The organism is Variovorax sp. P5_A3, from assembly GCF_056400665.1.
In genome coordinates this window covers 141,077-152,093 of the sequence record NZ_JBFUKW010000025.1, presented here as the reverse complement: position 1 = coordinate 152,093, position 11,017 = coordinate 141,077, and the positions used below count along the sequence as shown (strand labels likewise).

13 protein-coding genes are annotated in these 11,017 nt (G+C 67.5%); 10 read left to right on the top strand and 3 right to left on the bottom strand.

The features are described from left to right. From AC1D3B_RS29165 to AC1D3B_RS29155, 3 genes are all read right to left on the bottom strand, one after another. The coding region (locus tag AC1D3B_RS29165) for an SDR family NAD(P)-dependent oxidoreductase (protein ID WP_478194153.1) at window positions 1-683 on the bottom strand (683 nt) is incomplete at its 3' end. A 50-nt stretch (window positions 684-733) separates the two neighbouring features. Then, entirely contained in the window at window positions 734-1,405 is a 672-nt protein-coding gene (locus AC1D3B_RS29160; RefSeq protein ID WP_478194152.1) for an RraA family protein, read from the bottom strand. A 44-nt stretch (window positions 1,406-1,449) separates the two neighbouring features. Then, a complete protein-coding gene (locus AC1D3B_RS29155) occupies window positions 1,450-2,658 on the bottom strand; it encodes an aspartate transaminase (RefSeq protein ID WP_478194151.1) in 1,209 nt (402 codons plus the stop codon). Window positions 2,659-2,824: 166 nt separating this feature from the next. Between AC1D3B_RS29155 and nac the strand changes: the two genes are divergently transcribed. The 10 genes from nac (at window position 2,825) to AC1D3B_RS29105 (ending at window position 10,980) form a co-directional block, all read left to right on the top strand. Beyond that, window positions 2,825-3,763 carry a nitrogen assimilation transcriptional regulator NAC gene (nac, locus tag AC1D3B_RS29150; protein WP_478194150.1) on the top strand — a complete coding sequence of 313 codons (939 nt, stop codon included), beginning with the start codon at window positions 2,825-2,827 and terminating at the stop codon, window positions 3,761-3,763. Window positions 3,764-3,875: 112 nt separating this feature from the next. Continuing rightward, complete coding sequence (locus AC1D3B_RS29145) at window positions 3,876-4,334, top strand: acetyl-CoA carboxylase biotin carboxyl carrier protein (protein WP_478194149.1); 459 nt, start codon at window positions 3,876-3,878, stop codon at window positions 4,332-4,334. Window positions 4,335-4,338: 4 nt separating this feature from the next. After that, complete coding sequence (accC, locus tag AC1D3B_RS29140) at window positions 4,339-5,691, top strand: acetyl-CoA carboxylase biotin carboxylase subunit (protein WP_478194148.1); 1,353 nt, start codon at window positions 4,339-4,341, stop codon at window positions 5,689-5,691. Between the two features lie 47 nt (window positions 5,692-5,738). Continuing rightward, on the top strand, window positions 5,739-6,407 hold the full coding sequence (pxpB, locus tag AC1D3B_RS29135) for a 5-oxoprolinase subunit PxpB (protein WP_478194147.1): 669 nt from the start codon (window positions 5,739-5,741) through the stop codon (window positions 6,405-6,407). Then, complete coding sequence (locus AC1D3B_RS29130; protein WP_478194146.1) at window positions 6,404-7,390, top strand: 5-oxoprolinase subunit C family protein; 987 nt, start codon at window positions 6,404-6,406, stop codon at window positions 7,388-7,390. The genes pxpB and AC1D3B_RS29130 overlap by 4 nt, the downstream gene beginning before the upstream one ends. Window position 7,391: 1 nt before the next feature. Next, window positions 7,392-7,826 carry an acetyl-CoA carboxylase biotin carboxyl carrier protein gene (locus AC1D3B_RS29125; RefSeq protein ID WP_478194145.1) on the top strand — a complete coding sequence of 145 codons (435 nt, stop codon included), beginning with the start codon at window positions 7,392-7,394 and terminating at the stop codon, window positions 7,824-7,826. Further along, the gene (locus AC1D3B_RS29120; RefSeq protein WP_478194144.1) at window positions 7,804-8,595 is read left to right on the top strand and encodes a LamB/YcsF family protein; all 792 of its coding nucleotides are present in this window, start codon (window positions 7,804-7,806) and stop codon (window positions 8,593-8,595) included. The genes AC1D3B_RS29125 and AC1D3B_RS29120 overlap by 23 nt, the downstream gene beginning before the upstream one ends. A 123-nt stretch (window positions 8,596-8,718) precedes the next feature. Then, entirely contained in the window at window positions 8,719-9,471 is a 753-nt protein-coding gene (locus AC1D3B_RS29115; protein ID WP_478194162.1) for an SDR family oxidoreductase, read from the top strand. 45 nt (window positions 9,472-9,516) lie between these two features. Then, window positions 9,517-10,218, top strand: coding sequence for an amino acid ABC transporter permease (locus AC1D3B_RS29110; RefSeq protein ID WP_478194143.1), 702 nt, complete (start codon window positions 9,517-9,519; stop codon window positions 10,216-10,218). 3 nt (window positions 10,219-10,221) lie between these two features. Further along, a complete protein-coding gene (locus AC1D3B_RS29105; protein WP_478194142.1) occupies window positions 10,222-10,980 on the top strand; it encodes an amino acid ABC transporter permease in 759 nt (252 codons plus the stop codon). The last annotated feature ends 37 nt before the right edge of the window (window positions 10,981-11,017 follow it).

Below are 11,017 nucleotides of genomic sequence, written 5' to 3'. Positions count from 1 at the left end.
ACCAGGTCTTCCACGTCCCCCCAGCGCCGCGAGGGCGTGCGGCCGATCAGCCAGTTGGAGAACTCCGGGTTCTTCACCAGCGCATCGTTGAGCTCGGTCTTGAAGTAGCCGGGCCCGATGCCATTGACCTGGATGCCGTGCTGGCCCCAGTCGATCGCCATGCCCTTGGTGAGCATCTTCACCGCGCCCTTGCTGGCGGTGTAGGGCGCAATGCCGGGGCGGCCCAGTTCGCTCTGCACCGAGCAGATGTTGATGATCTTGCCGCGCTTGCGCTCGATCATGTGCCGGGCGACGGCCTTGCCGACCAGGAACACGCTGTCGAGGTTGGTCTTCATCAGTTCGTGCCAGTGGGCCTCCTCGAACTGGTCCAGCGGTGCGCGGCGTTGCATGCCCGCGTTGTTGACAAGGATGTCGATCGGGCCGATCTCGGCCTCGATGCGTTCGACGGCGCTGTTCACCGCGTTGCCGTCGCTGACGTCGAAGGCGGCGGTGAAGACCGTGGCGCCTTCCTCGCGCAATTGGGCGGCGGCCTTCTCGAGCTTCTCGGCCGAGCGCGCGTTGAGGATCACGCGGGCGCCCGCGCCGGCCAGGCCGCGTGCGAGTGCATAGCCGATGCCGGCGCTGGAGCCGGTGAGGAGGGCGGTTCGACCGGCAAGGTCGAAGGACTTGAGGACGGAGTGCAAGCGGATCTCCAACAGTGAAGGGGTTCAGTCGGGAGTACTGTATCTCTGGCTCAGTTCGGGCAGCGCGCCTCGAGCGCGTCGATGAACGAACGGTCCCAGCGACCTTCCTTCATGGCCCGGATCGTCTCGGCTTCGGTCTCCAGATGCGCAAGCGCCTTCTCGATCAGGAGCTCCGCCTCGTCCGGCGGAAATGCCATCAGGCCGTCCTGGTCGCCGACCACGATGTCGCCGGGATTGACCACCATGCCGCCCACGGAGATCGGCACGTTGATCTCTCCGGGGCCGTCCTTGTAGGGGCCGCGATGGGTGACGCCGCGCGCGTAGACCGGGAACTCGCGTGCCCTGATCTCGGCCACGTCACGGATCGCGCCGTCGACCACGACGCCCAGGACGCCGATGTGGGCAGCGTAGAACGACAGAATGCCGCCGACCACCGCGTTGTTGAGGATGCCGCCGGCGTCGATCACCAGGACGTCGCCGGGACGGCAGAACTCCAGGGCGCGGAGGTAGGTCAGGTTGTCGCCGCCGCGCGAGCGCGCCGTGACGGCCGTGCCCGCCATGGTCTGGGCGACGGGGCGGTGATAGGGGCTCAGGCCCGTGGTGCCGATGTTTCGGTGCATGTTGTCGCTCATTGCCGCGACGGGTATCCCCCGCAGTGCGGCGAGGATCTTCGGGTCGACCTGCTGGGCCGACGGGTTCTTGCGGATGGCTTTGTAGGGCATGGTGCTTTCTCGATGTGGGGGCGTGGGGCAGTGGATTCGTGTGCTCAGCGCAACTCGGCAACCGCACGTGCGATGCGCGAGCAGCCTTCTTCCAGGATCTCGATGGAAGTCGCGATGGACAGGCGGAAGTAGGGTGAGAGCCCATAGGCCGTACCGGCGACCGTCGCCACGCCTGCGCTTTCGAGCAGGTACATGACGACATCGCCGTCTTCGCTCAACACCTTGCCGGCGGGCGTCTCCTTGCCGATCAGCCCGGCGCAGTTGATGTAGAGGTAGAAGGCGCCGGGCGGCGTGGCGCAGCTCAGGCCCGGAATCGCGTTGATGAGCGCGAGCGTCCGGTCGCGCCGCTGCTTGTAGACCGCCACGCTCTCGGCGACGAAGCTCTGGTCGCCATTGAGTGCCGCAGCGGCTCCGGCCTGGCTGATCGAGCAGCAGTTGCCGGCGGATTGCGACAACAGGGTGTCCATCGCCGTGATCAGGTCCTTCGGCCCGGCCGCGTAGCCGATGCGCCAGCCGGTCATCGCGTAGGTCTTTGACACGCCGTTGACGACCAGCGTGCGATCGCGCAGGCCGGGCTCCACCGCGAGGATGTGAGGTGTCGTCTCGCCGTCGAAGCGGATGTGTTCGTAGATGTCGTCGGTCATCACCATCACGTGCGGATGCCGCAGCAGCACATCGGCGAGCGCGCGGTATTCGGAGGCCGTATAGCTTGCGCCGGTCGGGTTGCTCGGCGAATTGATCAGCAGCCAGCGCGTACGCGGCGTGATGGCCGCCTCCAGTTGTGCCGGCGTGAGCTTGAAGCCGTTGGACTCCGGGCAGGCCACGGTGACCGGTGCGCCTTCGCAGGCCAGCACCATGTCCGGATACGACACCCAGTAAGGGGCCGGAATGATGACTTCGTCGCCCGGCTCCAGCGTGATCGCGAAGGCGTTGTAGATCGCGCTCTTGGCCCCGCTGGTGGCGATGATCTCGCTCATTTCATAGCGCAGGCCGTTCTCGCGCTCCAGCTTCGCGACGATCGCCTGCCGGAGTTCGACGGTGCCGGCCATCAGGGTGTAGCGCGTCGCGCCCCTGTCCATCGCCTCCGCGGCGGCACGCCGGATGTGCGGCGGGGTGTCGAAGTCAGGCTCGCCGACCACCAGGTTGACGATGGACTTGCCCTGGCGGCGCAACTCGTTCGCCCGGTCGGCGGCGGAGGTGCTGGGCGATGGCTTGATGCGCCGGACGCGGGCGGCGATGCGGGAGGTGTTCACGGATCTTCCTTGGGGGTGTGGGATGCACTGGGGCGTAACGGTACGCAGATCCCCCCGACTCGGCCAAGACAAGATCGCTCTGGTTCGATAGGCTCAGCTTATGGTGCGGCCCGATAGGCACTCTGGTGGGGCGGTGCTAGGCTTGGCTTTTGCTTGGGGACAGGGTGTGAACCTTCGACGCCTCAAATACTTCGTGAAGATCGTGGACATCGGCAGCCTGACGCAGGCCGCCGAGGTTCTTTTCATCGCCCAGCCCGCCTTGAGCCAGCAACTCGCGACGCTCGAAGGGGAGGTGAGGCAGCAGTTGCTCGTGCGCACCAAGCGCGGCGTCACGCCGACGGAAGCGGGCAAGGTGCTCTACCGGCATGCGCAGATCATCCTCAGGCAGTGCGAGCAGGCACGCGTCGACATGGAGGCGGCCGGCGAAGGCTTGTCGGGGCAGGTGTCGGTGGGCCTCGCGCCCGGAACGGCTGCCTCGGCGCTGTCGCTGCCCTTGCTGCGCACCGTTCGCGCGCGACACCCCGGCATCCTGCTCTACCTGAACGAGAACTACGGCACCACGCTCAGCGAGCTCATCATGAACGGCCGGATGGACCTGGCCGTGCTCTATGGGGACAAGGCCATTCACGGGCTGACCTTCCTGCCGCTGCTCAAGGAGCCGTTGTATCTCGTCGGTCCGGCCAGCACGCCGGCGCCCGCCGCGCCTGTACGCCTGGCGGACCTGCGCGACATGGAGCTGATGCTGCCGCGCCCCTACAACGTCGTGCGCAAGCTGGTCGATGCGGCCTTCGTCCGCGCGGGGATGGTGCCGCACGTGGTGGCCGAGATCGAATCGGCCTTCACGCTCACCGCCGCCATCGCGGACGGGCTGGGCGCGAGCATCCTCCCTGCCTCGATGGCACGGGAAGTCGTGGCGGCCTGCGGTGCCTGGCAGTTCCAGATCGTCGAGCCGGTGATCGAGGCGCCGCTGGCCCTGTGCCAGTCCGACCACCTGCCGCTGTCCGAGCCGGCGCAGGCGGTCAAGGACATCCTGCTGGAGCTGGTGGTCGACCTCGCCGGCACGGTGGCATCGACGCCGGAGCCCGAGCTGACCGCCTTGTCATAAGCGGGCCTTATCCCGGCACAGCCAATCCGTCTTTGGCTTTGGGCCGGCGGCCCGTTACCTTTCATGCCAGTCGTCACGCGTTCGCGGAACGCGGCGGCCACCAAGGCCCGGCATGAATCAGGATCAGATCAAGACGCTCATCGACGCACTGGCAGGCTCGGACCTGTCCGAGCTGGAGTACAGCGAAAACGGCAGCACGCTGCGGCTGGTGAAGCAGTCGGCGATGGCAGGCATGGTGCGACGGCCGGCCCTGCCTGTAGTGCGCGGTGCGGTCGATGCGGTAGATGACGCCGTGGCCGTCGTCGAAGCGAGACCGGAAAAAACTGCATCGGCGGAATGCCGCGCGCCGTTGTATGGCGTGGTCCATCTGCAGTCCACGCCCGGCGATCCGCCCTTCGTGCACGCGGGTCAATCGATCAAGGCGGGCCAGACGCTCTGTGTGATCGAGGCCATGAAGGTCTTCAACGAAGTGCGCGCCGATCACGACGCCACCGTGATCGCGGTGCTGGTCGGCTCGGGAGACGAGGTCGAAGCCGGGCAGCCGCTGTTCCGTTTCGCGCAGGAGGGTTGAAGGCATGTTCGATACCGTCCTGATCGCCAACCGGGGAGAGATCGCACTGCGCATCCAGCGCGCCTGCCGCGGCCTGGGCCTGAAGACCGTGGTCGTGCACTCCGAGGCCGATCGCGATGCGGGCTATGTGTCGCAGGCCGACCAGGCCTTGTGCATCGGACCCGCGGCACCCGGCCAGAGCTACCTCAACCAGTCTGCGATCCTGTTCGCCGCCGAAGTCAGCGGCGCGCAGGCCATTCATCCGGGCTACGGCTTCCTGTCGGAGAACGCGGGCTTTGCCGCGCGTGTCGAGCAGGCCGGCCTCACGTTCATCGGCCCCAGCGCCGCCTGCATCCGCACCATGGGCGACAAGGTCGCCGCCAAGCGTGCGATGCGCCGTGCCGGCGTGCCCTGCGTGCCCGGGCCGGACGACGGACTGCCTGAAGACCCTTCGGCGATCCAGGCGCTGGCGCGCGAAGTCGGCTATCCGGTGATCGTCAAGGCCGCCGGCGGTGGCGGCGGTCGCGGCATGCGCGTGGTGCACGACGAGGCGTCGCTGCTCGATGCGATGGCGCTGACCCGCGAAGAAGCGCGCCGCGCTTTCGGGAACCCCGAGGTCTACATCGAGAAGTTCCTGCTGCACCCGCGCCACGTCGAGATCCAGGTCCTGGCGGACAGCCACGGCCACGCGGTGTGGCTCGGCAGCCGTGATTGCTCGCTCCAGCGCCGTCACCAGAAAGTGATCGAGGAGGCGCCCGCGCCGGGCATCGACGAGGCGCTGATCGCGGAGGTCGGCGAGCGCTGCGCCGCGGCATGCCGCCAGATCGGCTATTGCGGTGTCGGCACCTTCGAGTTCCTCTACGAGCGGGGCGCGTTCTATTTCATCGAGATGAACACCCGCCTGCAGGTCGAGCATCCCGTGACCGAGATGACCACGGGCATCGACATCGTGCAGCAGCAGATCCGCGTCGCGCGTGGCGAACGGTTGGCGCTGACGCAATCCGACGTTCGTTGCCAGGGCCATGCGATCGAATGCCGCATCAACGCGGAAGATCCCGGGACCTTTGCGCCTTCGCCCGGGCGGATCACGGGATGGCGCGTGCCCGGTGGCTTCGGCGTGCGTGTGGATTCCCATGCCCATGCCGGCTATCGGGTGCCGCCGTACTACGACTCGATGATCGCCAAGCTCATCGTGCGAGGCGATACGCGCGACGACGCGCTCGATCGAATGCGCCTGGCGCTCGCCGAAATGCAGGTCGAAGGCATCTCGACCAACGTGCCGCTGCACCGCGAGATCCTGCGCGATACAGGCTTTGCCGCCGGCGGCGTCGACATCCACCATCTCGAACGCTGGTTGCAGCAGAGGAGCGCGGCATGAGTCCGCAGGGGACGATTTCAAAGACACGCGCGGCCAGGAAGGCACCCGTGGAAGCACCTTCCGTATCGATCAGCCTGCTGGGCACGACCGCGTTGCTGTTCGAGGCGCCCGGCGAGATGGCGCTCGCTTCGCAGCAGCGCATCTGGGCGCTGGCCCACGAAACGCAGGCATGGCCGGAAGTGCGCGAGGCCGTGCCGGGCATGAACAACCTCATGCTGACCTTTGCGCGGCCGCCGCGCAGCCCGGACGCGCTTGCAGAGCTGGAGGCGCGCCTCCAGTCCGCCTGGGAATCGGCAGTCGCGTTGCCGCTCCAGGGGCGGGTAATCGAACTCCCCGTGATCTACGGCGGGGAGGGCGGTCCCCACATGGCCGACGTGGTGGCGCACACGGGGCTCAGCGTGGAAGAGATCGTCGAATTGCACAGCGCGCCGACGTACCCCGTGTATGCGCTGGGAAGCCACCCGGGCTATTGCTACCTCGGGGGCATGGACCCGCGCATCGCCACACCGCGGCGCAAGGTGCCGGTGCTGAGCATCCCGGGCGGTGCGGTGTCGATCGGCGGCGTGCAGACCGGCGTGTCGGCCTCGGCGGGGCCGAGTGGCTGGAACACGATCGGCAGCACGTCGATGTCCTTCTTCGACCCGATGCAAGACCCGCCCGCTGCGCTGCAGCCGGGCGACATGATCCGGTTCCGGGTCGAAGGGATCGTCCGATGATCGAAGTCCTTTCTTCCGCTGCACTCGCCACGGTGCAGGACCTGGGGCGCAAGGGCAGCCTGCGCTGGGGTGTCGGCACGTCGGGCGCCATGGACAACCTGGCGCTGGCCGCCGGCAACCTGATGCTCGGCAACGACGCCAATGCGGCGGCCATCGAGGTGCCCGTGTTTCCGTTCAGGGTGCGCTTCGGCGAAGACTGCGCGTTCGCACTGACCGGTGCCGATTGCGCGGCTCGCCTGGACGAGCAGTCGCTGATGCCCTGGTGGGTGCATCAGGCACGTGCAGGCCAGGTGCTCACGCTGGGCCTGTCGCAGGGGGGGGCGCAGCGCGGCAGCCGCGCGGTGCTCTGCGTTGCCGGCGGGGTGGACGTGCCGGAGGTGCTGGGCTCGCGCAGCACCCAGTTGCGCGGTGCCTTCGGTGGACACGAAGGCCGTGCGCTGAGAAAGGGCGACGCCTTGCGCGCGGCCGGCGCCGATCAGCCGTGCCGGACGGGTTTCGGACTCGTTCCGCCTGCGCTGACGCTGCCGTTGGACATCGAGGGCGTCGCGGCGGTCCGTGTGCTGCCCGCGGCCGAGTACACCGGCTTCGAGGAAGCGTCGCGCAAGGCCTTCTGGGCCGGCGAATGGAAGATCACGGCGCAGAGCGATCGCTACGGCTACCGCCTGGCCGGCGAAGCCCTGCAGCCCGTCGCGCCGATGGAGATCCGTTCGCACGGCATCGTCCCCGGTGTGATCCAGGTGCCGCACAGCGGGCAACCCATCATCCAGATGCGCGATGCCCAGCCGTCGGGCGGCTATCCCAAGATCGGCACGGTCATCGAGGCCGACCTGTGGCGGCTCGGCCAGGCGCCCATCGGCGGGCGCATCCGCTTCATCGAAACCACCTGGGCCGAGGCGGTCGCCGCGCTCGACGAGACCGAGGCATGGCTCGACAGGGTCCGGCGCATGGTGGACCTCCACCGCAGCGCACCGCGAAAGCAATGACATGCCGACGCTGGAACAACTCAAGCAACTGGCGGCGTGGCTCGCCGACACCGACATCGGCCTGCTGGAACTGCGGACTCCGACCGGCACAGTGCGGCTGGGCCGCGACGGTGCCGCAGCGCGTGAGATCGAAGAGCCCACGCCCGATCCTGCGCGATCCATCGCGACCGCCTCGAGCGTCGGTGTGTTTCTGCACGCCCATCCGCAGGGCGAAGCACCCATCGTTCGCATCGGTGAGCGGGTACTCGCGGGTCAGGAAGTCGGCCTGCTGCAGGTCGGACCGCTGCTGCTGCCCGTCAACGCACCCATCGCCGGTCGCGTGAGCGCCGTGTGCAGCGACAGCGGATGCATCGTGGGCTACGGCGCGGCGCTGGTCGAACTTTTTCCCGATCGAGAAACAAAGGGGCACAGCCATGGACATCGACCTGAATGCTGATCTCGGCGAGGGCTTCGGCCCCTGGCGCATGGGCGAGGACGAGGCGCTGCTGGATATCGTCTCGTCCGCGAACGTCGCCTGCGGCTTCCATGCCGGCGATCCGGTCATCATGGATCGCACGGTCCGCATGGCGCGCGCCCGTGGTGTCGACGTGGGTGCGCATGTGGGCTTCCCGGACCTGCAGGGCTTCGGTCGCCGCCCGATGCACATCGACCCTGCCGAGCTTGCCACCTACGTGACCTACCAGCTCGGCGCGCTTGCAGGCATGGCGCGATCCGCGGGCCATCGCATGACGCACATGAGCTTCCACGGCGCCCTGGGCAACATGGCCGCCGCCGATGCCGCCCTGGCGGGCCCGCTGGTACGCGCCGTGGCCGATTTCGATCCGGGGCTCATCATCAGCTCGTCCGCGAGCCGCGCCATCGAGGAGGCGGCCGAACGCTGCGGCCTGCGCGTGGCGACCACGTTCCTGGCCGATCGCGCCTGCGACGACGATGGCTTGCTGGTGCCTCGCAAGATGCCCGATTCGGTGATCCACGATCGCGACGCCGTGCTCGCCCGGGTCCGGCAACTGCTCGACGACGGCACGGTCACGACCTATGGCGGCAAGCGGATCCCGATGCAGGTGCGCTCGATCCTGCTGCATGGCGACACGCCGGGCGCGGTGGCGCTCGCGCGCGCGGTGCGCGAAGTCGTCGAGGCGGACGGTCGCGTCGTGCCGATCTCGCAGCAGTTGGCGAGCACGCCCATGGTGCGGCATGAGGGTTGACCCGGGGTCCGATGCACGGACAAGGGGCGACATAAGGACGGCTTATCTCTCCACAGCCAATCCGTCTTGGCGCTGCATCCCGGTGCTGGATACAGTGAATTTCCTTCAATGAAAGACGCAAAGATGCCGTTCTCCGATTACAAGACCGCTCTCGTCACAGGCGCCTCATCGGGCATCGGGGCCGCCGTGGTCGAGCGCCTGTCCAAGGAAGGCCTGCAGGTCCACGCCCTCGCGCGCAGCGCCGGCAAGCTGGATGAACTTGCGGCCCGCACGGGCTGCATCCCGCACGCCATCGACGTCGGCGACCTGGACGCCATCACGCGTTTGGCAAAGGAAGTGCCCTTCGACGTGCTCGTGAACAACGCCGGGGTGGACCGGCCCGGCTCCATCCTCAAGGCCGATGCCGAAGGCATCGACCTGCTGGTGGACGTGAACCTGCGCGCCGTGCTTCACCTGTGCAGGCTGGTGGTGCCGGGCATGGCGGAGCGCGATCGCGGCCACGTGATCAACATCAGCTCGATCGCGGCCGCCTACAACTTCAACGGCAACAGCACCTACCACGCGACCAAGGCGGCGGTGAGCATGCTGTCGCGCCAGCTTCGCATCGACCTGTTCGGCCGGCGCGTGCGCGTCACCGAGATCTGCCCGGGGCGCGTCGCCACGGACATCTTCGCGCACGTGCACGGCGACTCCGAGGAAACCTACAAGCGCTTCGTCGAAGGCTTCGAACTGCCGAAGGCCGAAGACATCGCCAATGCCATCGCCTTCGCGATCGCCGCGCCGATCGCGGTGAACGTGGGCCACATGGAAATCACGCCGACGTTGCAGGTTCCCGGTGGCCTGTCCACCACACGGCCGCAAGAGCCGCGGGCCTGAGCGTCGGAACCTCCGCCAGCGCAACCACACAACGAGGCACGGGGCATGAAAGACTTCGACCTGATGGCCGTCCTGCTGAAGCCGGAGTTCGGCGCCATGCTGCTGCATGGCGTGGAAATGACGCTGAAGATCGCGGCCGGTTCGTGGCTGCTGGCCATGGCGATCGCGATCGTGCTGCTGGTCGTCCGGCTGATGCCCAACCGCATCGCCGAGCGCGCGGTCGCTGCCTATGTCTCGTACCACCGCAACGTCCCGACCCTGGTGCAACTGATGCTCTGGTACTTCGGCATCTTCAGCCTGCTGCCCGATGGGGTGCAGGCCTGGATGTCCGAGCACAACGGGGAGGCGATCATCTCGGTGATTGCCCTGGGCCTGTGCCAGGCGGCGTATTTCAGCGAGGACATGCGTTCGGGGCTGCGTTCCATTCCGGGCGGGCAGGCCGAGGCCGCGAGGGCGCTCGGCCACGGCTACATCGGATCGATGCGCTACGTCATGCTGCCGCAGGCGATCCGCAACGCGATCCCCGCGCTGGTGAATCACAGCGTGTCGCTCTTCAAGAACAGCAGCCTGGCCATGGCCATCGGCGTGGCGGAACTGACGCACGCGGTCAAGGAGGTCGAGAGCCAGAGTTTCCGGGCCTTCGAGGCCTACAGCGTCGCGACGGTGATGTACCTGGTGCTGTCGCTGGCCATCATGGCCATCGGCGCCGGCGTCGCCAGGCGCTATCGCATCGCAGGGGCGAGGTAAGCCATGTACAGCGTCTTCGAGATCCTGCGCGACAACTGGCTGCTGCTGCTCATCGGCCAGTACCCGAACGGCCCCCTGGGCGGCATCGCCGCGACCCTGATCCTGTCGGTACTCGGCATCACGCTCGCGTTTCCCCTGTCGGTGCTGCTGGCGCTGGCCCGGCTGTCGCCGTGGCGGCTGCTGAGCTGGCCTGCGGCCGTGCTGGTCTACGTGGTGCGTGGCGTGCCGCTGCTGATGGTGATCCTCTGGGTCTACTTCCTCGTGCCGATCCTGATCGGTCGCGAGGTCTCGGGGTTCACGACCATGCTGTGCACGCTCGTGATCTACGAGGGCGCCTACCTGTCGGAGGTCGTTCGCGCCGGCATCCAGGCGCTGCCCAAGGGACAGGGCGAGGCAGCGCGTGCGCTCGGCCACAGCCACCTCGGGACCATGTGGTACGTGATCCTGCCGCAGGCCCTCTACAACATGCTGCCGAGCATGCTGAGCCAGTTCATCTCCACCATCAAGGAGACCACGCTCGGCTATGTGATCAATGTGCAGGAACTCACCTTTGCCGCGAACCAGATCAACAACCAGTTGCTGACGAAGCCCTTCCAGGTGTTCTTCATCCTCGCGATGACGTTCTACGTGGTGTGTTTCAGCCTGACCCAGCTCGCGCAATGGCTGGAGCGGCGCATTGCCCACAAGCGGCTCGGTGCCGCGCCGATCAAGACCGCCGAAAGCGTGGTCTCGCTGCCGCCCCCCGTGGCGGCCAATCCCTGAGGCCGCAAAGACGGCCATCGACGAAGAACGGAGACAG

Bases quoted from the DNA above. Each gene is read 5' to 3' on its own strand.
- AC1D3B_RS29160 (WP_478194152.1), bottom strand. From the start codon at position 1,405: ATGCCCTACAAAGCCATCCGCAAGAACCCGTCGGCCCAGCAGGTCGAC.
- AC1D3B_RS29145 (WP_478194149.1), top strand. From the start codon at position 3,876: ATGAATCAGGATCAGATCAAGACGCTCATCGACGCACTGGCAGGCTCG.
- accC (WP_478194148.1), top strand. From the start codon at position 4,339: ATGTTCGATACCGTCCTGATCGCCAACCGGGGAGAGATCGCACTGCGC.
- AC1D3B_RS29130 (WP_478194146.1), top strand. From the start codon at position 6,404: ATGATCGAAGTCCTTTCTTCCGCTGCACTCGCCACGGTGCAGGACCTG.
- AC1D3B_RS29125 (WP_478194145.1), top strand. From the start codon at position 7,392: ATGCCGACGCTGGAACAACTCAAGCAACTGGCGGCGTGGCTCGCCGAC.
- AC1D3B_RS29120 (WP_478194144.1), top strand. From the start codon at position 7,804: ATGGACATCGACCTGAATGCTGATCTCGGCGAGGGCTTCGGCCCCTGG.
- AC1D3B_RS29115 (WP_478194162.1), top strand. From the start codon at position 8,719: ATGCCGTTCTCCGATTACAAGACCGCTCTCGTCACAGGCGCCTCATCG.
- AC1D3B_RS29110 (WP_478194143.1), top strand. From the start codon at position 9,517: ATGAAAGACTTCGACCTGATGGCCGTCCTGCTGAAGCCGGAGTTCGGC.
- AC1D3B_RS29105 (WP_478194142.1), top strand. From the start codon at position 10,222: ATGTACAGCGTCTTCGAGATCCTGCGCGACAACTGGCTGCTGCTGCTC.